This window comes from Streptomyces sp. TLI_185 (genome assembly GCF_003814765.1).
Lineage (GTDB): Bacteria > Actinomycetota > Actinomycetes > Streptomycetales > Streptomycetaceae > Streptomyces.
This window is the reverse complement of record NZ_RKRB01000001.1, coordinates 6405724-6426979: the sequence shown is the minus strand read 5'-3', so window position 1 is coordinate 6426979 and position 21256 is coordinate 6405724. Positions and strand designations below refer to the sequence as shown.

Annotated in this window: 20 protein-coding genes; 9 read left to right on the top strand and 11 right to left on the bottom strand. The window is 70.7% G+C overall.

The features are described 5' to 3' along the window. Nucleotides 1–9: 9 nt before the first annotated feature. The 4 genes from EDD92_RS29730 to EDD92_RS29715 form a co-directional block, all read right to left on the bottom strand. The gene (locus EDD92_RS29730) at nucleotides 10–1191 is read right to left on the bottom strand and encodes a glycosyltransferase family 2 protein (RefSeq protein ID WP_123967175.1); all 1182 of its coding nucleotides are present in this window, start codon (nucleotides 1189–1191) and stop codon (nucleotides 10–12) included. Next, a complete protein-coding gene (locus EDD92_RS29725) occupies nucleotides 1188–2837 on the bottom strand; it encodes a glycosyltransferase family 39 protein (protein ID WP_123967174.1) in 1650 nt (549 codons plus the stop codon). The genes EDD92_RS29730 and EDD92_RS29725 overlap by 4 nt, the downstream gene beginning before the upstream one ends. After that, nucleotides 2834–4102 (bottom strand): glycosyltransferase, encoded by a 1269-nt coding sequence (locus EDD92_RS29720; RefSeq protein ID WP_123967173.1) that lies wholly within the window; start codon nucleotides 4100–4102, stop codon nucleotides 2834–2836. The genes EDD92_RS29725 and EDD92_RS29720 overlap by 4 nt, the downstream gene beginning before the upstream one ends. Nucleotides 4103–4292: 190 nt before the next feature. Further along, nucleotides 4293–6326 carry a thioredoxin domain-containing protein gene (locus EDD92_RS29715; RefSeq protein ID WP_123967172.1) on the bottom strand — a complete coding sequence of 678 codons (2034 nt, stop codon included), beginning with the start codon at nucleotides 6324–6326 and terminating at the stop codon, nucleotides 4293–4295. Nucleotides 6327–6465: 139 nt separating this feature from the next. On the opposite strand from EDD92_RS29715, the gene EDD92_RS29710 reads away from it, so the two are divergent. Beyond that, nucleotides 6466–9666: a tetratricopeptide repeat protein gene (locus tag EDD92_RS29710; protein ID WP_123967171.1), complete on the top strand. Its 3201-nt coding sequence runs from the start codon at nucleotides 6466–6468 to the stop codon at nucleotides 9664–9666. Nucleotides 9667–9693: 27 nt separating this feature from the next. Here EDD92_RS29710 and EDD92_RS29705 read toward each other — a convergent pair whose 3' ends face one another. Together EDD92_RS29705 and mca are read right to left on the bottom strand one after the other, a co-directional pair. After that, a complete protein-coding gene (locus tag EDD92_RS29705) occupies nucleotides 9694–9942 on the bottom strand; it encodes a hypothetical protein (RefSeq protein WP_078912346.1) in 249 nt (82 codons plus the stop codon). Next, entirely contained in the window at nucleotides 9935–10816 is an 882-nt protein-coding gene (mca, locus tag EDD92_RS29700; RefSeq protein ID WP_123967170.1) for a mycothiol conjugate amidase Mca, read from the bottom strand. Before mca ends, EDD92_RS29705 begins: the two co-directional genes overlap by 8 nt. 113 nt (nucleotides 10817–10929) lie before the next feature. Here mca and EDD92_RS29695 point away from each other — a divergent pair, with 113 nt between their 5' ends. Both EDD92_RS29695 and greA read left to right on the top strand, forming a co-directional pair. Continuing rightward, nucleotides 10930–11328 (top strand): DUF4307 domain-containing protein, encoded by a 399-nt coding sequence (locus EDD92_RS29695; protein ID WP_123967169.1) that lies wholly within the window; start codon nucleotides 10930–10932, stop codon nucleotides 11326–11328. A 183-nt stretch (nucleotides 11329–11511) separates the two neighbouring features. Further along, nucleotides 11512–12012, top strand: a complete 501-nt coding sequence (gene greA / locus EDD92_RS29690) for a transcription elongation factor GreA (RefSeq protein ID WP_030929763.1) — start codon at nucleotides 11512–11514, stop codon at nucleotides 12010–12012. Nucleotides 12013–12079: 67 nt separating this feature from the next. Here greA and EDD92_RS29685 read toward each other — a convergent pair whose 3' ends face one another. The 3 genes from EDD92_RS29685 to ilvA form a co-directional block, all read right to left on the bottom strand. Then, entirely contained in the window at nucleotides 12080–12925 is an 846-nt protein-coding gene (locus EDD92_RS29685; protein WP_123967168.1) for an ABC transporter permease, read from the bottom strand. Next, nucleotides 12922–13932, bottom strand: coding sequence for an ATP-binding cassette domain-containing protein (locus tag EDD92_RS29680; RefSeq protein WP_123967167.1), 1011 nt, complete (start codon nucleotides 13930–13932; stop codon nucleotides 12922–12924). The genes EDD92_RS29685 and EDD92_RS29680 overlap by 4 nt, the downstream gene beginning before the upstream one ends. A 193-nt stretch (nucleotides 13933–14125) precedes the next feature. Continuing rightward, nucleotides 14126–15355, bottom strand: coding sequence for a threonine ammonia-lyase (gene ilvA / locus EDD92_RS29675; RefSeq protein WP_123967166.1), 1230 nt, complete (start codon nucleotides 15353–15355; stop codon nucleotides 14126–14128). Between the two features lie 166 nt (nucleotides 15356–15521). Here ilvA and EDD92_RS29670 point away from each other — a divergent pair, with 166 nt between their 5' ends. The 4 genes from EDD92_RS29670 (at nucleotide 15522) to EDD92_RS51400 (ending at nucleotide 17192) form a co-directional block, all read left to right on the top strand. Continuing rightward, a complete protein-coding gene (locus tag EDD92_RS29670) occupies nucleotides 15522–16028 on the top strand; it encodes a MarR family winged helix-turn-helix transcriptional regulator (RefSeq protein WP_030929805.1) in 507 nt (168 codons plus the stop codon). 171 nt (nucleotides 16029–16199) lie between these two features. Beyond that, nucleotides 16200–16703, top strand: coding sequence for a sigma factor-like helix-turn-helix DNA-binding protein (locus EDD92_RS29665; protein ID WP_123967165.1), 504 nt, complete (start codon nucleotides 16200–16202; stop codon nucleotides 16701–16703). A 25-nt stretch (nucleotides 16704–16728) separates the two neighbouring features. Next, a complete protein-coding gene (locus EDD92_RS29660) occupies nucleotides 16729–16977 on the top strand; it encodes a hypothetical protein (RefSeq protein ID WP_123967164.1) in 249 nt (82 codons plus the stop codon). Beyond that, on the top strand, nucleotides 16971–17192 hold the full coding sequence (locus EDD92_RS51400; protein ID WP_123967163.1) for a hypothetical protein: 222 nt from the start codon (nucleotides 16971–16973) through the stop codon (nucleotides 17190–17192). Before EDD92_RS29660 ends, EDD92_RS51400 begins: the two co-directional genes overlap by 7 nt. A 223-nt stretch (nucleotides 17193–17415) precedes the next feature. On the opposite strand, the gene EDD92_RS29645 is transcribed toward EDD92_RS51400, so the two are convergent. Further along, entirely contained in the window at nucleotides 17416–18570 is a 1155-nt protein-coding gene (locus EDD92_RS29645; protein ID WP_148096480.1) for a cystathionine gamma-synthase, read from the bottom strand. 162 nt (nucleotides 18571–18732) lie between these two features. On the opposite strand from EDD92_RS29645, the gene EDD92_RS29640 reads away from it, so the two are divergent. Then, a complete protein-coding gene (locus EDD92_RS29640; protein WP_123967160.1) occupies nucleotides 18733–19851 on the top strand; it encodes a hypothetical protein in 1119 nt (372 codons plus the stop codon). 36 nt (nucleotides 19852–19887) lie between these two features. Here EDD92_RS29640 and msrA read toward each other — a convergent pair whose 3' ends face one another. After that, a complete protein-coding gene (gene msrA / locus EDD92_RS29635; protein ID WP_123967159.1) occupies nucleotides 19888–20400 on the bottom strand; it encodes a peptide-methionine (S)-S-oxide reductase MsrA in 513 nt (170 codons plus the stop codon). A 179-nt stretch (nucleotides 20401–20579) separates the two neighbouring features. Between msrA and EDD92_RS29630 the strand changes: the two genes are divergently transcribed. Then, nucleotides 20580–21254, top strand: coding sequence for a DUF4291 domain-containing protein (locus EDD92_RS29630; RefSeq protein WP_123967158.1), 675 nt, complete (start codon nucleotides 20580–20582; stop codon nucleotides 21252–21254). The last annotated feature ends 2 nt before the right edge of the window (nucleotides 21255–21256 follow it).

The window sequence follows — 21256 nt, the reverse complement described above, 5'->3', positions numbered from 1 at the left end:
ACGGCTCTCCTAGCGTGCGGTGCTCTTCCCGCGGCCCCTGCGCGGGAGGTAGACCAGCGCTTCGGTCCCTACGAAGCGCAGGACGAACGTCGTCACCAGCGCGAGGGCGGTGGCGGTGAGCGCACCCATCCCGAACCGGTTCACGAACAGTGCGATCAGCGGGATGCGCAGTACCAGGTCGGCGTTGGCGAGCAGCGCGAACCGGCCGAGGCGGTCCCACCAGCGCCGGTGGGCGCGGCGGTCGCGGAACAGCAGATGCTCGATGAGCACGAAGTTCCAGGCGACGCCGAACTGGTTGGCGAGGATCTCCGCCGGTACGTAGTGCAGGCCGGCGACCGTCAGCGCCCACAGCCCGACCAGGTTCGGCACAAAGCCGCTCGCGCCGATCAGGCCGAAGGCCACCATGCGGGCGACGGGCGAGGCGGTGCGCAGTCCGACGAGATGGCGCAGGAAGCGGAAGCCCTCCTGCGCGGACGACTTGGACTCCCCCGCGAAACGGTCCTGGAAGACGAAGGGCACCTCGGTGACCTGGCGGGGGCGGCTGCGGACCGCCAACTCCAGGAGGATCTTGTAGCCGAGGGGCCTCAGGGCCTCCGCCGCGATGTCGCTGCGGCGGATCGCGAAGAAGCCGCTCATCGGGTCGCTGATGCCGCGCAGTCTGCGCGGGAACAGGGACTTCGTCAGCCAGGTGGCCCCGCGGCTGACGGCCACCCGGTAGCTGCCGGCGAGTCCCGCGCGGCTGCCGCCCTTGATGTAGCGGGAGGCGACGACCAGCCCGGCGTTCGCTCGCTCGCCGGTGGCCACCAACTCCGGTACCAGCGAGGGTGGATGCTGGCAGTCGCCGTCCATGACGACGATCCAGTCCGACCCTGCCGCCTTCATCCCCTCGACGACCGCGCCCCCGAGCCCGCCGACCGGCTCCTCACGGTGCAGCACGGTGACCGGGAAGGGGCAGTCCCCGGCCGCCTCGCGGATCACCTCGGGGGTGTCGTCGGTGGAGTCGTCGACGAAGACGACCTCGCAGGGCAGGCGGGAGGGCACCGACTCGGTTATCTGGTGCAGGAGCCGACGGATGTTCGCGGACTCGTTGTACGTCGGCACGACGATGGTGACGGCGCCGGGTTCGGCGACTTCGACGCCGCGTACGGCGGGATCGTCGAGTTCCCCGGGGGCGGTGTACTCATGGGTCATCGGACGCCTCCGGAGGCGGTCTGGATCTGCCGGATCTCGATGCGGTCGGGACCGGTGCCGAAGGTGGCGACCGGCGTGGAGTGCTCGATGGCCGCCCTGACATGGGCCAGGTCCACCGCGTCGCGCCGCACCGTCGGGGAGGCGACCACGTAGTCGAGGTCCTTCCAGCCGTGCGGCATCGTCTTCGTGACGGCCGGGTCGAGGTCGGCCTTGTAGAACCAGATGACGCCGGGCCCGGGCCGGTATCCGTCGTGCACCAGGTCCAGCCAGAGCGCGTCGTCGACCAGGACGCGGGTGTTCTTCGGGTCCGTGACCTCGGTGGTCAGCCACTTGGAGGCGGACCGGTAGGGGGCGTTGGCGTCAGCGGTGACGGCGGTGTGGTCGCCGTCGTACCAGCGCGGGACGACGTACGCGCCGGCAGCGAGCGCGAGGACGGCGGCGAGCGCGTAACGGCTCCCGGTGAGAGACCGCTTCTCTCCGTCCGCCCGCCCTCTGCGCAGCACGGCGTGGGCCACGGAGGCGGTGCCCCCGGCGAGGACCAGGGCGAGGAAGGGCAGCGCCTGGATGACGTACATCGCGGGCAGATAGCCGTTGGGACGCAGGGCCAGCGCGGTGAGGATCGCGACCGTGAGGGCCGGTCCGGCGAGGGCGCGGGCGGTGACCGACCAGCGCCAGGTGGCCACCAGCAGCAGCGCCCCGGCGAGGCCGCCCAGCGGCAGCACGCGGTCGTAGTAGAGCCACGAGTGCAGTACGCCGTACGAGCCGGAGCCCTGGTCGAGGATGAAGCCCGAACCCGGCCTGGTCATCTGGTACTTGACGCCGTCCCAGAGCGAGACGTGCCCACCTCCGGGGAGCAACTCGCCCTTCAGGAGGGCGAAGAGCGGGTAGCTGAAGCCGATCAGCACGCAGGCCGTGACGGCTCCGGTCACCGCGAACTTGCGGGTGTCGCGGTGGCTGTGCCGCCACATCGTGACGAACAGCGCCGGGAGGACGACGAGCATCGTCTCCTTGGTGAGCACCGCCGTGGCGGCCGCGAGGCCCGCGCCGAAGTGGTGCCAGAGGTGGCGGCTCGGGGAGGCGGCGAGAGTGAAGGCGAGGAGCGTCCACATCACCGCGAGGTTGTCGAGGAAGATCTCGCGCTGGAGGACGACGGAGAGCGGCGAGAGGCCGAAGAGGGCCATCGCGAGCCCGGCGGCCCAGCGCGGCAGGGACAGGCGGCGGGCGAGGACGTAGACGAGGACCGCGCTGACCGCGGAGACGATCAGCATCACGACGCGCATGGAGCCGACGGTCATCGAGCCGGGGCTGAGCCAGGACGGGATCCAGGTGAGCACGGCTATCTGGATCCACCCGAGGGGCGGGTGGTCGTACCAGTAGGTGTAGTGGGCCAGGCCCTTGCCCTGCTGGACCGCCCAGGCCTGGGCGAGGTAGGTGCCCTCGTCGTCGCTGAGCGTCGGGTAGTCGGCGATGTTCCAGCCCTGCACGACGAGGATCGCCACGAGAAGCGCGCCGCACAGCAGGAGGTCGGGGCGGGAGGAGCGGAGGCGCCTGGGCGGCGCCGTCAGGCCGGTCGAACCGGTTTTGGGCGCAGGCTGCCGCTGCGCGGGGACCTTTGCAGTGGTCACCGCGGGAAGTGTGGAGGTCACGCAGGGACGTCCTCTCGGAGTACCGCTGTGTCGTTCAGATGTGCGCCGACGTGGCTGGTCAGCTCCCAGTCGTTGCGGCCGCGTTGCTCACGCCATACGGCGCGGATCGCGGCCCCGGCGAGGAGGACCTGGTAGAAGGGGCCGCCCACGACCAGCTTGAGGTAGTGGACCAGGCGGACGCGAAGCCCGTACTGCTTGCCGAAGTCGTGCAGTCCGACGACCTCGAAGACGAAGGTGACCGCCGCCGTGACCAGCGGCAGGAAGGTGAGGAAGGCGATCCCGACGGGCACGTCGAGGAAGAGCGCGACCGCCGCGTTGAGCGGGATGATCACCCCGGAGAAGGCCTGCAGGAACGGGGTCATCAGCGTGTACCGGGCGAGCAGCCGCTGCCCGAAGCCGGGGAGCTGCTTCCAGTCCTTCTTCCGGTAGACCTGGAGGAAGCCCTGGTTCCAGCGGGTGCGCTGCTTGAGCAGCGACATCAGCGAGCCCGGGGTCTCCTCCCGGGTCACCATGTCGGAGTCGTAGGCGACGACGACCTTCTTGCCGATGCTGGACAGCCGGACGCCCAGGTCGCAGTCCTCGGCGAGGCAGTTGGGATCCCAGCCGTCCGCTTCCCGCAGCACGTCCGTCCGTACGAAGACGGTGTTGCCGCCGAGCGGGATGAATCCCTTCTGCGCGTGCAGATGCAGCCGGGACCGGAACCAGAAGAAGTACTCCAGGCAGTTGCGCAGGGAGTACCAGCTGGAGTGGAAGTTGATGAGCTGGACGCCGCCCTGCACCACGTCCGCGTGCGTGGTGCGGAAGGCGTGGTCGACGTGCGCGAGGAGCTCGGGATGGACCTGGTCCTCGGCGTCGAAGACCCCGACGACATCGCCGCGGCAGTGCGGCAGCGCCGTGTTCATGGCCTTCGGCTTGTTCTTCTTCTCGTGGGTGTCGACGACGACCCTCACGCGCGGATCGCGCGCGGCCGCGTTTTCGGCGACCGCCGTGGTCTCGGGGTCGTCGTGCCCGACGATCACGATGATCTCGAAGTCGGTGTGCGTGGACTCCAGCAGCCGCTGGATCGTGTGGTCCAGCACGGCCTGCTCGTGCCGCGCCGGTAGCAGCAGCGAGAAGGAGACGTGCTCGGCCCCGTCCGGACTGCTGAACCGGGTGGAGGCGAGCACTTCAGGCGTTCGCCACGCGTGCATCTGCCACCACAGGGTGAAGGCAGCCATCCAGAACAGGGCCAGTGAAACGGCAGCGATGAAGACAGACGTCAGCAACAGATCCCCCCAGATCCCCAATGCCCCCAGCCGCAACAGACGTCACATCTGTCGCGGAACTGTGTAGACATTAAGGGTGATCTGTGAAGTCCGTAGGCCGTTTCAATGAAGAACGCATTTCTTCACAACGGGTCCCGAGAGTGAACAATTCGAACACCGGTTACGTAACTGTCCCTCGCCCGCTGCCGTTTCAGCTGGTCAGCGCGTTCCGCAACCGTTCCGGATCGGTGGTCGGGGCATCGCAGGTGAAGTTACGGCAGACGTAAGCCGCGGGTTGACCCTGCTGCAGCGGCCGGCCGGCGAGGAGCGGAAACTCGTCACTCTCCGCAGGCCCTACGGCCACGACCGCGCCCGGGGCGCTGCCCAGAAGTGCCGTGCGGTGCAGGGTCCTTGTGGCGGGATCGTCCAGCGCAGGGCCGACGATCGCGACCTCCCGCGGCCCGTCGAGAAGGGCCTCGGCGACCGCGAGCCCCCAGCCGATGAAGCGCGGCACCCGCGGCCCGAGCGCCTTGACCACGCCCAACGCCCTTTCGGCGGCGGTGCGATGGGGCTCGGCACCCGTGTGGGCGGCGTAGCTCAGCAGGGCGCCCGCGGCGGCGGTCCAGCCGGACGGCGTGGCGTTGTCGGTGGGGTCCTGCGGCCGGCGGATCAGCTTCTCGGCGTCGGCGGCGGTGTCGTAGAGGCTGCCGGACTCCGCGTCGACGAAACGGGCCAGGACATGGTCGAGCAGGAACCCGGCGAACTCGAGCCAGACACCCTCGCCGGTGACGGACGCGAGTGCGAGGAAGCCCTCGGCGACATCGGCGTAGTCCTCCAGCACACCTGCGTGGGCACCGGCGCGGCCGTCCTTGCTGGTGCGGGCGAGGCGGGCCTGCTCGTCCAGATGCAGCCGTACGAGGAGATCGGCGGCGCCGACCGCGGCCTCGACCAGGTCGGGGCGGTCGAAGTAGGCACCGGTCTCGGCGAGGGCGGCGATGGTGAGACCGTTCCAGGCGGCGACCACCTTGTCGTCGCGGCCGGGGGCGGGGCGCTCGCTCCGCTTGTCGAGCAGCCGCTCGCGGATGGAGGCGATCTTCCCGGCGTCGAACAGGCCGTCGTGCTGCGGGAGTTGGAGTACGGACTGGCCGTGCTCGAAGGTGCCTTCCTCGGTGACGCCGAAGTAGTGGGCGGCGAGCTGGGCGTCCTCCTCGCCGAGGACGTCGGTCAGCTGCTGCGGCGTCCACACGTAGTACGCGCCCTCGACGTGCCTGCCCGTCCCGTCGTCGCTGTCGGCGTCGAGCGCGGAGGCGAACCCGCCCTCGCCGGTGCGCAGTTCACGGACCATGAAGTCCGCGGTCTCCAGCGCGACGCGGCGGGCGAGCTCGGAGCCGGTGGAGCGCCAGAGGTGTGCGTACACACGACACAGAAGCGCATTGTCATAGAGCATCTTCTCGAAGTGCGGAACGACCCACTCACGGTCGACGGAGTAACGGGCGAAGCCGCCGCCGAGCTGGTCGTAGATGCCGCCGCGGGCCATGCGCTCGCAGGTGTCCACGGCCATCTGCAGGGCGCCCTCGGCCCCGGTCCTGGCATGGTGGCGCAGCAGGAACTCGATCACCATGGACGGCGGGAACTTCGGCGCGCCGCCGAAGCCGCCGCGCTGCGGGTCGTACTCGCGGGTGAGCCCGAGCAGCGCCTGCGCGAGCTCCTCCTGGCCCGGGACCTGTGCGTCGCCGTACGAGATCTCCCGTCCGGCGAGGTCCCGCACGATCTTCCCGGCGACCTCGGCGACCTCGTCCCGCCGGTCGGACCACGCCGAGCGGACGCCCTCCAGGACCTGCCGGAAGGAGGGGCTGCCGTGGCGGGGGGCGGGCGGGAAGTAGGTGCCGAAGTAGAAGGGCTCGGCGTCGGGCGTGAGGAACACGGTCATGGGCCAGCCGCCCTGGCCGGTGGCGGCCTGGACGGCCTCCATGTAGACGGCGTCGACGTCGGGGCGTTCCTCGCGGTCGACCTTGATGTTGACGAAGTGCTCGTTGAGGTAGTCGGCGGTGGCCTGGTCCTCGAAGGACTCGTGGGCCATGACATGACACCAGTGGCAGCTGGAGTACCCGACGCTCAGCAGCACCGGTTTGCCGCTCTTGCGTGCCTCCTCGAAGGCCTCGGCCGACCAGGGCCACCAGTCGACGGGGTTGTCGGCGTGCTGGAGCAGGTAGGGGGACGTCTCGTGAGCCAGTCGGTTCGGCATGAGGTCCATCCTGCCGCAGTACCCCGGGCACGGTGCGGCAGGCATGTCCCGGACGTCGGTGATCGCTGCCCTCTCGCGCTGACGGCTTCCCCGAAGGACACTCGTAGGCAAAGGAGTTGCCGCCGGAGGGGGACGTGACATGCGGGACAGCCATCGGGCGGATGCCGAACGGCTGTTGGCCCGGGCCGTGGAGGAAGAGGTACGACGTTCGGGCGGACGCACCGACGGAGCGGTGCTGCTGTCGCGGTCGCGGGGCGCGCTTGACGCGATGGCGGAGACGGCCGCCGAGGAGTACGAGGCCTATACGCGGGCGCTGGACGAGGCGGAGGGCGACCGGCTGACCTTCGGGCAGAGGTACGCGAAGGAGGGCTCCGGGACTCCCTTGCTGGTGGCGGCCGTTGCCGCGGTCGCGGCGGCGCTGGCCGACCTGGCCTTCGGCACGGACACCGGCACGGCCGTGGGAGTCGGCGTGACGGTCGGCGTGGTCGGTGCCGCGGCGACCGTGATCAAGGTGGCCGGTTCCCATCTGCCCGCCGCGCACCACCGGGCCGGCGCCGCGAGCCAGCCCGGCGGGCCGGAACAGCTGCGGCTGCAGTGGCTGACGGCGCTGGAGGTGCGCGGCATCCGGCCGTTCCTCGACCAGCAGCGGGTGCGTGCCGCGTCCACCGGCCCGAAGAAGCCGGGACCGCAGCTGCGCGGCACGGACAAGAGCGCGGCGGCCCGTGGGCGGAGTGTGCTGGCGCAGTCGTTCGCCCAGCTCCCGGAGCCCGCGGGGGCGTTCGCGGGGCGGCGGCAGGAGATGGCGCGGATCCGGCAGTGGGTGCAGGCGTCCCGCGCGAGTACGGACACCCGACCGACGGTGGTGATCCTGCACGGGACGCCCGGCAGCGGCCGGACGACCCTCGCGATGCGCGCCACGCACGACCTGAAGGACTACTTCCGTGGTGCCTGCGTGGTGGACCTGCGCGGCGGCAGCCCGGAGGAGCCGCCGCTGTCCACCCGGGACGCCCTGCTGCACCTGTTGAACCGGCTCGGCGCGCCCCGCGAACAGCTGCTGTTCCGTGAGCGTTCCTCCCCGGACCAGCAGGTCAAGCGGCTGAGCGAGCTGTATCACCAGCATCTGACGGGCCTGCCGGTCACGGTCGTCCTGGACGACGCCTCGGACCCGGAACAGATCCGTACGCTCGTCCCCGAGCGCTCCGACAGCCTCGTCCTGGTCACCGTCCGCGAGCCCCTCGAACTCCCCTCCGACCTGCAGGCCCATGTCCACGCGCTGCCGGTCGAGGCACTGGACCCGGCGGGCGCGGAGGAACTGCTGGACGCGGCCGCCCAGGACAGCTCGGGGCCGTACGACGCCGATTCGGCGGACCGGATCCGGGAGTTGTGCGGCGGCCTGCCGCTGGCGCTGAGCATCGCGGGTTCGTCGCTGGGCCCGCGCTCGCCGCGGCAGCTGGCCACGGATCTGGCGGCGTACGGCCCCGTGGAGCCGATCGAGCGCGTGCTGTGGCTGCGCTACACGGACCAGTCGGAGGCGGCCCGCCGGCTGCTGCGCAGGCTGGCCCTGGCGGGGCGCGCCTCCCTCGGTGCCGCCGCGGCCGCCTCCCTGCTCGCGACGGACGAGACGGAGGCGACCCGCCATCTGGTGGCGCTCTCCCGGGCGGGCCTGATCGACCATGTGCGCGGCAGCCGCTACCGCCTCCACGACCTGGTGCGTGCCTTTGCCCACGCCCGCCTGCTGGACGAGGAGGAGGCGGGCGAGCGCACGGCCGCGCAGGAACGCCTGATCGTGAACTACGCCGACCTGGCCGACTCGGTGCTGCGGCTGGTAGACGGCAACATGTCGACCCGCTCGGACCGCTTCAGCCCGCACGGCTTCACGTCCCTGGACGAGGCGCTGCGCTGGCTGGACGACGAGTCGAGCTTCATCACCTCCACGCTGCGGCACGCGGAGGGCGTGAACCAGGCGGCGGTGCTGAACCTCCTGGGTGCGCTGTGCGACTACTGCCTGCTGCGCGGCGACCTCTACCGGCTGGGCGAGATCAGCGAGCTGGCGCAGGCCGTCGACCAGGGTCTGCTGGTCCGCTCGGTGCAGTGGCGCACCGGCATCGCGGCCCGTCAGCTGGGCGAACTGGACAAGGCGCGGACGACGCTGACGTCGGTGGTCGACCTGTACATGGAGGCCCATCACGACGCGGGCGCGGCCCGTGCCCTGTGCTCCCTGGGCATCACCCTGCACCACCAGGGCAACCTCACGGAGGCGGCGGCGAAGCTCCGCGAGGCGCTGGAGCTGCAGGCCGCCCCCGAGCTGGCGACGGACCGCGGCTGGACGATGCACGCCCTGGCCGCGGTGGAACGGGACCGCGGCCATGTCCAGGAGGCGCTGCGTCTGCTCGCCGAGTCCCTGGTCCTGCACCGCGCCGGCGAGTCGGTGCACGGCGAGGCCTGGGCCCATTTCCAGCTCGGCCAGCTGTCCCTGCGCATGGGCGACGTCCCGCGCGCGGAGGCCGAGCTGAACGCGGCCCTCGACCGCTACGGCCGCACCCGTGACGCCCGCGGCGAGGCCTGGGCCCTCACCCAGCTGGCCCGCGCCCGCCTCGTCGCCGGCGACCCGTCCCAGGCGGTGGACGGCCTGCGGCAGGCGGCGTCCCGGCACCGCGACAACGAGGACGCACGCGGTGAGGCCTGGACGGTCTACTACCTGGGCCAGGCCCTGGAGGAGACCGGCAACCTCGACCACGCGGTCCGTGAACTGGAACGCTCCCGCACGATGTTCTCGCGGATGCGGGACGTGTACGGCCTGGCGTGCGCCCGGCACCACTCGGCGAGGGTCACCCGCGACCAGCGTGCCGCCCAGACGGGCTCCCTCAGGAACTCCGGTTTCGCCCGCCAGCTGCTGGTCGACGCCCGGGCAGACTTCCAGCGCATCGGCGTCGCCCACGGCGAGGCATGGACCTGCCTGGAACTGGCGGTCGTGGACGCGGGCAATGCCCGTAACCAGCAGGCGCTGGCGCTGTGCGACGACGCGGTGGACCTGTTCACGTCCTACGGCGACCAGCGCGGCGCGGACTGGGCCCGCTTCCTGCGCTGCACCCTGCTCCCCTACGCCGCCCCCGGCGGCGTGGAGATCGGCACGGCGGTCGCCCAGGAGGAACTGGCCCAGCTCTCCCGCACCGGCCATCCCCTGCGGGACCGGAAGCTCGACGACTACGTGGAGGCGTATCACCTGCTGCTGGAGCGGGGCGTGAACCTGGAGGAGGGCTGGCAGGCCTGGCGGCTGGGCATGGTGCCGAGCCGGCATGCCCGGGAGGTGATGGGGGTGGCGGTAGCGGCCAGTCACTGACCGCCGGCCACCCCCGGCCCCACTGCGTCAGCTCCGGCGCGCCTCGGAGTCGGCGGCGGACTCCGCGGACCCGGCGTCCGCCTCGGCCGACTCCTTGAACTTCACCTTGCCCATGTGCCGGTTCATGGACTTCATCAGGGCCCACACCGCCAGGGCCATCGCCGCGAAGACGATGAAGCCGAGGACTCCGGGGGTGACCTTGTTCTCGTCCACCTCCTTGGCGAGGGGGACGAGGTGCGTCATTGCCAGGCTCACGCTTGCGCTCATGTCAGGCATTGTCGCGGACGCCCGCGAAGAGGTCGTCCTCGGGGAGGGAGGTATCGACGAGGGACTTCGCGAGCTCGTACTCCTCCGTCGGCCAGACCTCCTTCTGGATCTCCATCGGGACCTTGAACCAGCCGCCGTCGGGGTCGATCTGCGTGGCGTGCGCGATCAGCGCCTTGTCGCGGATCTCGAAGAACTCGGCGCACGGAACATGCGTGGTCAGCGTGCGCTCGACGCGCTCGAACTCGCTCCAGCGCTTGAGCCAGTCCCCGTACGGCGACTCCAGGCCGCGGTCGAGCAGCGCGTTGTGCAGCGCCTCGGTGCGGGGGCGGTTGAAGCCCTGGTTGTAGTAGAGCTTGAGCGGCTGGTAGATCGGGCCGAACTCGGACTCCGGGTACTTCTCGGTGTCCGCCGCACCCTCGAACGCCACCATCGAGATCTTGTGGGTCATGATGTGGTCGGGGTGCGGATAACCGCCGTTCTCGTCGTAGGTGGTGATCACCTGGGGACGGAAGGAACGGATCTGCTTCACCAGCTCGCCGGCCGCCTTGTCGACGTCCTCCAGGGCGAAGCAGCCGTCGGGCAGCGGGGGCAGCGGGTCACCCTCCGGCAGACCGGAGTCCACGAAGCCGAGCCACTCCTGGCTCACCCCGAGGATCTCGCGGGCCTCGTCCATCTCCTTCTTGCGTACCTCGTGGATGTGCTCCTCGATGTACTTGTCGCCCTGGAGCTTGGGATTGAGGATGGAGCCGCGCTCCCCGCCCGTGCAGGTCACGACCAGCACGTCCACCCCCTCGGACACGTACTTCGCCATGGTGGCCGCGCCCTTGCTCGACTCGTCGTCGGGGTGGGCGTGCACGGCCATCAGTCGCAGCTGGTCAGTCAAGACTCAATCCTCGGTAAGTCGGCGCCCGGTGCGAACCGGCGCGATCGGCGGCTTCTATAGTGACCGAATCGGGGGGCGAAAAATTCCGGGGTCCGGTTTCGGAGAGGACGATCATGAGTACGGCGAGCACGCGGCTGCCCGAGGGCCGCTACGGCCGCTCCTCGGACGAGCGCGCCGACCGCAAGCTCAAGATCATCGGTGCCGTCCTCGCCGCGGCGCTGCTCGCCCTGGTCGGCTACTTCGCCTACCACTACGTCGCCGAGAACAAGATCAGCGCCGAGGTGATCACCTTCGATGCGCAGAAGGACTCCGTGAAGGTGCATCTGGAGGTCCGCAAGGACGCCGACGCCTCCGGCTACTGCACCATCCGCTCCCAGTCGAAGGACGGGGCCGAGGTGGGCCGGGCCGACTTCCGCTTCGGCGGGCACGCCACACGCATCGACCGGGTCGTCACGCTCCGTACGACATCCGAGGGCACCACCGCGGAACTGCTCGGCTGCCACGCCGACTGACCCCGCCCCGTCCGGCCCCGGTCGGAATACATGGGCCGTGACCTGCGTTGATGCAATTCTGATGGCTTATGTCCTCCCCCTTCAGCCGCTGAATTGTTAGGCTCGTGGTTTCGCCCATCCGTGAAGGAACATTCTTCTGGGTAGGGCGATGCTTTGTATTCCCAGTACCTACGAGGAGCACCTGTGACCCAGACCAGCGAGAACGTCACCTGGCTGACCCAGGAGGCGTACAACCAGCTCAAGGCCGAGCTGGAGTACCTGTCTGGTCCTGCGCGCACGGAGATCGCCGCCAAGATCGCGGCCGCGCGCGAGGAGGGCGACCTGCGTGAGAACGGCGGGTACCACGCGGCCAAGGAAGAGCAGGGCAAGCAGGAGCTCCGAGTGCGCCAGCTGACCCAGCTTCTGGAGAACGCCAAGGTCGGCGAGGCCCCGGCGTCGGCGGACGGCGCCGTGGCACCCGGCATGGTCGTGACGATCGCCTTCGACGGCGACGAGGACGACACGATGACCTTCCTGCTCGCCTCGCGCGAGTACGCGAGCTCGGACATCGAGACGTACTCGCCGCAGTCCCCGCTGGGTTCCGGCGTGATCGGCCACAAGGTCGGCGAGGACGCGGAGTACGAGTTGCCGAACGGTAAGAAGGCCTCGGTGACGATCCTGAAGGCCGAGCCCTACACCGGCTGAACCGGTCTGCACGTCCTGCGGTGCCCCCGGCGTCCTGGTGACGCCGGGGGCGTCGTCATTCCGTCGGTCATGCGGTCGCCGAGCGGTACTTCCGTACCGCCAGCGTCCTGAATATGACGATGATCAGGACCGAGTAGATCAACGAGGCCCACACGGGGTGTGCCATGGGCCAGGCGTCCGAGGGCGAGACGCCGGGGTTGCCGAAGAGCTTGCGGCAGGCCTGGACCGTCGCACTGAAGGGGTTCCACTCGGCGATGTGGCGCAGCCAGGGGGTCATGCGGCTGGAGTCCACGAACGCGTTCGAGATGAACGTGACGGGGAACAGCCAGATCAGACCGCCGGAGGTGGCCGCCTCGGGCGTGCGGACGGACAGGCCGATGACCGCGCCGATCCAGGTGAACGCGTACCCGGTGAGGAGCAGCAGGCCGAAGGCGCCGAGCACCTCACCCACGCTGGTGTGGGTACGCCATCCGACCAGCAGGGCGACCAGGGCCAGAACGAACAGCGTCAGCGCCGTCTGCACGAGGTCGGCCAGCGTCCGTCCGGTCAGCACCGCGCCGCGTGCCATGGGCAGCGAGCGGAAACGGTCGATGAGCCCCTTGTGCATGTCGTCGGCGATGCCCGCCCCTGCCCCTGCGGTGGCGAAGGTGACCGTCTGGGCGAAGATGCCGGCCATCAGGAAATTGCGGTAGACGACGGGGTCCGTGGTGCCGCCGATGTTCATGGAACCACCGAACACATAGCTGAACAGCACCACGAACATGATCGGCTGGATGAGGCCGAAGATCACCATCTCGGGGATCCGGGACATGCGGATCAGATTGCGTTTGGCGACGACCAGCGAGTCGCGGATCGACTGGCTGACCGGGTTCGCGGGCGGCGCGACCCGCACGGCGTCGGTGACGGCGCTCACTTGGCTGCCTCCTTCTTGTTCTTGCGGTCCTTCGTGTCCGTCGTCGTGCCGTTCTCCTCGGCCTCGACCTCTGCCACGTGTCCGGTCAGGGACAGGAAGACGTCGTCGAGGGTGGGGCGGCGCAGGCCGATGTCGTCTATCTCGATGCCGCGGGTGTCCAGCTCCCGGATGACCTCGGCGAGCAGCTTCGCGCCGCCGGTGACGGGCACGGTGAGTTTGCGGGTGTGCTCCTCGACGGTGAGCTCGCCCTTGCCGAAGCCGGTGAGGACCTCGCCGGCGGTCGTCATGTGCTCGCGCTCGTGCACCACGACCTCGACGCGCTCGCCGCCGGTGCGGGCCTTGAGCTGGTCGGAGGTGCCGCGGGCGATGACATGGCCGTGGTCGACGACCACGATGTCGTGCGCGAGGTGGTCGGCCTCCTCCAGGTACTGGGTGGTGAGCAGCAGGGTCGTGCCGCCGGAGACGAGCTGTTTGATGACCTCCCACAGCAGCTGGCGGTTGCGGGGGTCGAGGCCGGTCGTCGGCTCGTCCATGAACATCACGGGCGGTGAGACGACCAGGGCCGCCGCGAGGTCGAGCCGGCGGCGCATGCCTCCGGAGTAGGTCTTCGCGGGTCGGTCGGCGGCGTCCGCGAGGTCGAACTGGTCCAGCAGCTCGCCGGCCCGGGCCTTCGCGGCCCTGGCCTTCATCTGGTAGAGCTGGCCGACCATCTGGAGGTTCTCGCGGCCGGTCAGGTATTCGTCGACCGCGGCGAACTGGCCGGACAGGCCGATGGAGCGCCGCACCTCGTTGGGCTGCTTGAGGACGTCGAGGCCGGCCACGACCGCCCTGCCGCTGTCGGGGCGCAGCAGAGTGGTCAGGCAGCGGACCGCCGTCGTCTTGCCCGCGCCGTTCGGCCCGAGCAGGCCCAGCACGGTGCCCTCGGGGACATCGAGGTCGACGCCGTCCAGAGCCCTTACGTCGCCGAAGGTCTTGACCAGGCCTTCGGCGTAGATGGCGCCTGGCATATGAGTCTCCACGTCGTCGGGGATTCTTCGGAAAGCCTTGGTTTGCGCACTTGCTCCGCCTGTCGGGTGGCGTGGCAAGCGGCCACAACCCAGACCATAACGCGATGTATCGCGTCTCTCAACGCATTTACTCGATCGAGCGACGAAGAGCCTCTGAGCTGGTCTTCTTTCTCAGTCCGGGCCGCCCGGCGGCTCAGTCGATGACCGTGTAGCCCGCCTCGCGCAGCGCCCGGCCGACCTCGGCGCAGTGCTCCCGCCCCTTCGTCTCGAGGTGCAGCTCGACCTCCGCCTCCGTGAGCCCGAGCCGCGGATCGGTCCGTACGTGACTCACATCGAGGACGTTAGCGTCTACCACTGACAACACCCCGAGCAGCGTCGCGAGCGCCCCCGGCCGGTCCGTCAGCCGCAGCCGTACGGCCAGGTAGCGGCCCTGCGCCGCCATGCCGTGGCGCAGGACGCGCTGCATCAGCAGCGGGTCGACGTTGCCGCCGGACAGCACCGCCACCACCGGGCCCTCGAAGGCTCCCGGCTCGCTCAGCAGCGCCGCCACCGGGCTCGCACCGGCCGGTTCGACGACCAGCTTGGCCCGCTCCAGGCACAGCAGCAGCGCGGTGGACAGTGCGTCCTCGGAGACCGTGCGGACCTCGTCGACCAGCTCGCGGACGATGCCGAACGGCACGTCGCCGGGCCGCCCGACCTTGATGCCGTCGGCCATGGTCGCCGGGTGCTCGACCGACACCGGGCGCCCGGCCGCGAGCGAGGGCGGGTACGCCGCCGCGCCCTCCGCCTGCACGCCCACGATCCGCACGTCCGGCCGGAGCGCCTTCACCGCGATCGCGATACCGGCCGCGAGGCCTCCTCCGCCGATGCCGACGACGACGGTGCGCACCTCCGGGCACTGCTCCAGGATCTCCAGCCCGACCGTGCCCTGGCCCGCGATGATGTCCGGGTGGTCGAAGGGGTGGATGAACACCGCGCCGGTCTCGGCCGCATACGCCTGCGCGGCGGCCAGCGTCTCGTCGACCACCTGCCCGTGCAGGCGCACCTCGGCGCCGTACTCGCGGGTGGCGCTGATCTTCGGCAGCGGGGCGCCCTGCGGCATGAACACCGTCGCCCGCACGCCGAGCAGCGCGGACGCCAGCGCGACGCCCTGCGCGTGGTTGCCGGCGCTCGCCGCCACCACCCCGGCGGCCCGCTCCTCGGGCAGCAGTCCGGCGATCCGGACGTAGGCGCCGCGCAGCTTGAACGAACCCGTGCGCTGAAGGTTCTCGCACTTGAAGTGCACCGGGGCGCCCACCAGCTGGGACAGATGCCTGCTGCCCTCCATCGCCGTCACCCGCGCCACGCCCGAGAGCATCTTCTGGGCGCCCCGCACGTCGTCGAGGGTCACGGGCCGAAAGGAGTCAGCCGTGCTGTAGCTCATGACTCAAGCATCGCAGTTCACAGGCGCGCACGGTCGCTGTGACCAACGTCCGAGACTGGTTTGCGCAGCGCCGGTACGGCTTGCCCCCCGGCCGCGTACTCTGTCCCCCATTCCAGACAGCCCCCCTTCATGAAGTGAGCCTCCGGCCATGCCCACAACACCTGAAATGTCGATGGACATGACGACCGTCGGTGACACCGGTCTCCTCGACACTCTGCAGCACGAGGTGGCGGTCTTCGCCCGGCGTGCCGAACAGACCCGGCTCGGCGGGGTCGGGCAGGTGCGCAACTCCATGGACCGTGCCGCATACCTGCTGCTCAACCGCCTCGACAAGGAAGGCCCCATGGGCGTCAAGGCGCTCGCGGCGAGCATGGGCATCGACTCGTCGACGGTCACCCGGCAGGTGGCTCCGCTCGTGGACACCGGGCTCGTCAAGCGCACCTCGCACCCCGAGGACGGGCGCGCGGTGGTGCTTCAGCTGTCCCCGCGCGGGCAGTCGCGGCTGGAGGAAGTGCGCTCCTCGAGGCGTCAGTTGATGGCCGAGCTGACACACGACTGGGCGCCGGAGGAGCGCGAGGCGTTCTGCACGCTCCTCACGCGCTTCAACAGCGCGCTCTCCTCGCGAATGGCGGCCCAGGGGATGCCGGGGCCGGAGGCTTCGTCGGCCTCGTAGCCGCCGCACGCGCGCCTGCCCGCCATGCTCGGTACGCGCGCGTGCCGCGCAGCTCTTGACCGAAAGGCCACCCCTGGCCTCAGATGAGACCGGGACCCGTCGTACGCGGTTCTGCATCCCGTACGCGGCCGGGTCCCGTTCGGTCAGAGGCGCGTCAGGGCGGGAGGCGCGGTGCGACAGCGGCAGGCGTTCCAAGGCGCCCGCCGGGCCCGGGAGTTCGAGGCGTTCGTCGCGGGCGCGGCAGGGCGGCTGCTGCATGCCGCCACGCTGCTCACGGCGGAGGCCCCGGACGACAACCCCCGCGCGCGGCGCCTGCTGACGCTGGCCCTCGCGCACACGTACGCGTGCTGGGACCGGCTGCGCGGGGAGGACCCGTACGACCGTGCCCGCCAGTACCTGGCGACCCGCTTCGCGCGCGGGGCATGGCACCAGTACGGCGGTTTGGGGCGGGCCCGCCCGCACCCCGGCAGTCCGCTGGCCCGGCTGGCGCCGCAGGAGCGTCTGATCCTGGTCCTCAGGCTGTACGAGGGGGTCGGCGAGGAGCAGACGGCGGCGCTGCTCGGCCTGCCGGCGGAACGCGTCCGCGCTATCTGCGAACGGGCCACTGCGGCGCTGCTGCATCCGCCGCGCAAGCAGGCACCGGCGGTCGGCGGGGCGAAGGTGGCGCCGTCATGAGGCGCACAGGCGGAGAGGGACGCGCATGAACCGGGCCGAGCGCGAGGCCGCCGCACGACGGATCATGGAGCAGGTGCCGCCGCCGGTACCGCCGGACCTGTACGGGGAGGTCGTGCGCCGCGGTGCCCGCAGCCTGCGCCGCAGGACCCTAGCCCGCCGACTGATGTGGCTGCTCCTGTGCGCCGCAAGCGTCGCATTCCTCGTCTGGGCCATGATGGCCCGCCCCTGGGTGGAGCCACCCTCACAGACGACTCCCCCGTACACGGGATGGTGAGCGGGCGGGTCAGCCGCCCGAGCGCCTGCCGCAGCCCCCTCCACGGGAAGGCCGTACACCCCCGTGCCCGCAGCCTGCGCCGCAGAACCCTCGCCCGCCGACTGATGTGGCTGCTCCTGTGCGCCGCAAGCGTCGCATTCCTCGTCTGGGCCATGATGGCCCGCCCCTGGGTGGAGCCACCCTCACAGACGACTCCCCCGTACACGGGATGGTGATGCGGTCGGTCGGCCAAGGGGGCCGCCTGAACTCCGCTGCCCCGCGGCGGAGCCGCAAATCGACACCGCGGCCGAGCCCCAAAGGGGCGCGGGGCTGCATCAATGTGCGGCTCCGCCGCGATGGGGGTCCCCCCGCTCGAGCGAAGTCGAGAGTGGAGGAGCGACCAGCCACGACGGCGCCGCAGACAAGGCACGACCCATCGCGGCCCTTCCCGCGGAGCGACTAGCCGAGCGCCTGCTGCAGGTCCTCCAGGAGGTCGTCGACGTTCTCGATGCCGACGGAGAGGCGTACGAGATCGGCGGGCACCTCAAGGGCCGAGCCGGCCACGGACGCGTGCGTCATGCGACCGGGGTGCTCGATCAGCGACTCGACGCCGCCCAGGGACTCGCCGAGCGTGAACACCTTGGCGCGGTTGCAGACCTCGACGGCCGCCTCCTCGCCGCCCTCCACCCGGAAGGAGACCATGCCGCCGAAGGAGCGCATCTGCTTGGCGGCGACCTCGTGACCGGGGTGCTCGGGCAGGCCCGGGTAGAGAACGCGCGTCACGCGTGCGTGCCGGGTGAGCATGTCGGCGACCTTGGTGGCGTTCTCGCTGTGCCGGTCCATGCGCACCGACAGCGTCTTCGCGCCGCGCAGCACCAGCCAGGAGTCGAAGGGCCCGGCGACCGCGCCCATCGCGTTCTGGTGGTACGCGAGCTCCTCGCCGAGCTCCTCGTCGGCGACGACCAGCGCACCGCCGACGACGTCGGAGTGGCCGCCCATGTACTTGGTCAGCGAGTGCACGACGACGTCCGCGCCGAGCGCGAGCGGCTGCTGCAGGTACGGCGTGGCGAAGGTGTTGTCGACGACGAGCTTCGCGCCCGCGTCCCGGGCGATCTGGGCGACCGCGGCGATGTCGGTGATGCCGAGCAGCGGGTTGGAGGGGGTCTCCACCCACACGGCCTTGGTCTTCGGGGTGATGGCGGCCCGTACGGAGGACGGATCGCTGGTGTCGGCGACCGACCACTCCACCCCCCACCGGGCGACGACCTTCGCGAACAGACGGAACGTGCCGCCGTACGCGTCATTGGGGATGACCACGTGGTCGCCGGGGCTGAGCAGCGTACGCAACAGGCAGTCCTCGGCCGCCAGTCCGGACGCGAACGCGAGGCCGCGACGGCCGCCCTCGAGGGCTGCGAGGTTCTCTTCCAGGGCGGTCCTAGTGGGGTTGGCGCTACGGCTGTACTCGTAGCCGCCGCGCAGTCCGCCGACGCCGTCCTGTTTGTAGGTCGAGACCTGGTAGATCGGCGGGACGACCGCGCCGGTGAGGGGATCGGCGGTGTTGCCCGCATGGATCGCGAGAGTCTCGAAGTGCTGACTGATGTGCCTGTCGCTCATGGGCACCGAGGGTAGTGCGCTTGCGGGGCGCGCGCCGGACGGCGAGGTGCGGGAGGCCGTACTGCCGGGTTTTCCCTCGGTCCCGGCGCCGGGTTCACGGAGTTTTCCACAGGCCGCCGACCGGGTTCGCCAATTGTCACCGGCGTCTGGAACGCTTGAGCCATGGAATTTCTCTGGGTCCTGATCGCCGCCGTCATGCTGGGCTTCGTGCTGCTCCCCGTCCTGCGGCGCAGGCGGGGCATGATCGAGCAGGTCCCGGCCGGCCACCCGGACGCCGCCGACCCCGCGAACTACGGCTTCGTGCGGGAGGAGGAGCTGGACGTCCGCATGCCCGGCCCCGACCAGGACCTGCTGGACGTCCTGGACCTGGTGCAGCGCACGCAGGACTACCGCGCGGCCTCCCAGCTGCTGGCGGGCACGGAGGCGGAGGGCGAGCTGCGCTGGCAGCGCGTGCAGGCCTTCGCCGGCGCCGCGTCGCTGGAGCTGCAGCAGCGGCCCGGCGGAGTCAGCGAGACCCCCGGCGGCCAGTGGCTCAGGGTGTGGCGGGCCGAGCAGCCCAAGGACGCGGGCGGCGCCGCGGTGCACGCGGAGTTCCTGGTCCAGCAGGCGTGGCGGACGTCGACGCCGGGCACGGACGAGTTCCGGATCATCATGGAGGAGGCGAAGGCGGCGTGCGGCGATGCGGCGCTGCTCGCCCCCGGTGATCCGGTCCCGTACATCATCGAGCTGTCGGTGGCCCGCGGGCTGGCGTACCCCCGGCCGGAGTTCGAGGAACTCTGGCTGAGGATCCTGGACCGCGCCCCCGCCCACATGGGCGCCCACCTGGCCGCCCTGCACTACTGGTGCGAGAAGTGGCACGGCTCGCGCGAGGTGGCGAACTCCTTCGCAGAGGCGGCGGCCGCGCGCGCACCCCAGGGTTCCCTCCTCGCCGCGATGCCCCTGTTCGCGGTCTTCGAGCACCTCCCCGAGGTGAACCTGGTCAGCAGCTTCTACCGGAGCGAGGTCGTGACGAAGGCGATCCACGGAGCGCTGCACGCCGTCCACTCGGCCCGCCCCGACGACCCGATGCTCGCGCACGTACGCCACCTGCTGGTCTTCTTCCTGGTCCGCGCGGAGCGCTGGGCGGAGGCCATGAACCAGCTCATACACATCGACGGCCATGTCGGCGCCCTCCCCTGGACCCTGTCCGCCGACCCGGCGGCCGAGTTCGCGGTCTACCGGGCGCTGGCGGTTGCGGGCTACGAGGCGAACGGCGGCAGCCCGGCGACGCTGCCGCACTGAGGCCCGCCCGGGCGGCGGACGTGCGGGCCCTGTCGGTCAGCTCTCCGTGCGGGCGGGCAGCCGCCATCCCGGGCGCGGGAAGTGGCAGGTGTAGCCGTCCGGGTAACGCTGCAGGTAGTCCTGGTGCTCGGGCTCGGCCTCCCAGAAGGGGCCGACCGGCTCCACCTCGGTGACGACCTTGCCCGGCCACAGGCCGGAGGCGTCCACGTCCGCGATCGTCTCCTCGGCGATCCGCTTCTGCTCGTCGTCCACGTAGTAGATCGCCGAGCGGTAGCTGAGGCCGATGTCGTTGCCCTGGCGGTTCTTCGTGCTCGGGTCGTGGATCTGGAAGAAGAACTCCAGGAGCGTGCGGAAGTCGGTCTTCGCGGGGTCGAAGAGGATCTCGATGGCCTCCGCGTGCGTGCCGTGGTTGCGGTACGTCGCGTTCGGCACATCGCCCCCGGTGTAGCCCACCCGGGTCGCCGTCACGCCCGGAAGTCGGCGGATCAGCTCCTCCATCCCCCAGAAGCATCCGCCCGCCAGCACGGCCCTCTGCGTCTGCGCAGCCATTGCAGTCCTCCCATATCTGTCAGCTCGGTCACTCGGGCGACGCTGCTCGCACACCATCGGCATCCCGTGCCCACCCTCCTCAACACGCGAGGGTTCCAGGCGATTCCGTGCCCGCCCGGCCGGCCCTCCGGTCGAAAACCGGTCGCCGTCCGGGGCGGCCGTCCCCCACGCTGTATGCCATGGAAGATCCACAGCGCGGCATCCGTGCGGTCTACGCAGAGTCCACTATCACCGTCTACCAGGCGTACGCGCCGGAAATCGGCGGGCCCGCGGCCCGCAACGGACGTTTCCCCGCCGCGTGGAAGCGGGACCGGATGACGTGGATCAAGCCGTCGTTCCTGTGGATGATGTACCGCTGCGGCTGGGGCACGAAGGCCGGTCAGGAGACCGTGCTGGCTGTCGAGATCGCCCGCGACGGCTTCGAGTGGGCCTTGCGCCACGCGTGTCTGTCGAGCTACGTCCCCGCGGTGCACGCCGACCGTGCGGCCTGGCAGCGTGAGTTGAAGACGGCGCCGGCTCGTGTGCAGTGGGACCCCGAGCGGGATCTGCGGCTGCAGCCGCTGCCGTACCGGTCGCTGCAGCTCGGCCTCTCCGGTGAGGCCGTACGACGGTATGCGGACGAGTGGACGGTCGCCATCAGTGATGTGACCCCGCTGGCCCAGGAGATACGCGCGTACGTGGGCAGCGGCGACCTCGACTCGGCGGCCCGGCTGCTCCCGCAGGAGCGCCCGTACCCTGCGGCGGACGAGCTCCTGGCCCACCTGCGTCCGGCGGCCGGATCCGGCCGCCCCCTCGACGGGCAACCGCGGACGGCCGCAAATTCGGTTGCCGCAGCGCGTTCCGATGCGGGCTAATG

Coding starts and splice junctions, on each gene's coding strand:
- EDD92_RS29695 (WP_123967169.1), top strand. CDS start 10,930: ATGAGTACGGCGAGCACGCGGCTGCCCGAGGGCCGCTACGGCCGCTCC.
- EDD92_RS29630 (WP_123967158.1), top strand. CDS start 20,580: ATGGAAGATCCACAGCGCGGCATCCGTGCGGTCTACGCAGAGTCCACT.
- EDD92_RS29640 (WP_123967160.1), top strand. CDS start 18,733: ATGGAATTTCTCTGGGTCCTGATCGCCGCCGTCATGCTGGGCTTCGTG.
- EDD92_RS29705 (WP_078912346.1), bottom strand. CDS start 9,942: ATGCCTGACATGAGCGCAAGCGTGAGCCTGGCAATGACGCACCTCGTC.
- EDD92_RS29730 (WP_123967175.1), bottom strand. CDS start 1,191: ATGACCCATGAGTACACCGCCCCCGGGGAACTCGACGATCCCGCCGTA.
- EDD92_RS29645 (WP_148096480.1), bottom strand. CDS start 18,570: ATGAGCGACAGGCACATCAGTCAGCACTTCGAGACTCTCGCGATCCAT.
- EDD92_RS29710 (WP_123967171.1), top strand. CDS start 6,466: ATGCGGGACAGCCATCGGGCGGATGCCGAACGGCTGTTGGCCCGGGCC.
- EDD92_RS29660 (WP_123967164.1), top strand. CDS start 16,729: ATGAACCGGGCCGAGCGCGAGGCCGCCGCACGACGGATCATGGAGCAG.
- EDD92_RS29670 (WP_030929805.1), top strand. CDS start 15,522: ATGTCGATGGACATGACGACCGTCGGTGACACCGGTCTCCTCGACACT.
- EDD92_RS29715 (WP_123967172.1), bottom strand. CDS start 6,326: ATGCCGAACCGACTGGCTCACGAGACGTCCCCCTACCTGCTCCAGCAC.
- msrA (WP_123967159.1), bottom strand. CDS start 20,400: ATGGCTGCGCAGACGCAGAGGGCCGTGCTGGCGGGCGGATGCTTCTGG.
- ilvA (WP_123967166.1), bottom strand. CDS start 15,355: ATGAGCTACAGCACGGCTGACTCCTTTCGGCCCGTGACCCTCGACGAC.
- EDD92_RS51400 (WP_123967163.1), top strand. CDS start 16,971: ATGGTGAGCGGGCGGGTCAGCCGCCCGAGCGCCTGCCGCAGCCCCCTC.
- EDD92_RS29680 (WP_123967167.1), bottom strand. CDS start 13,932: ATGCCAGGCGCCATCTACGCCGAAGGCCTGGTCAAGACCTTCGGCGAC.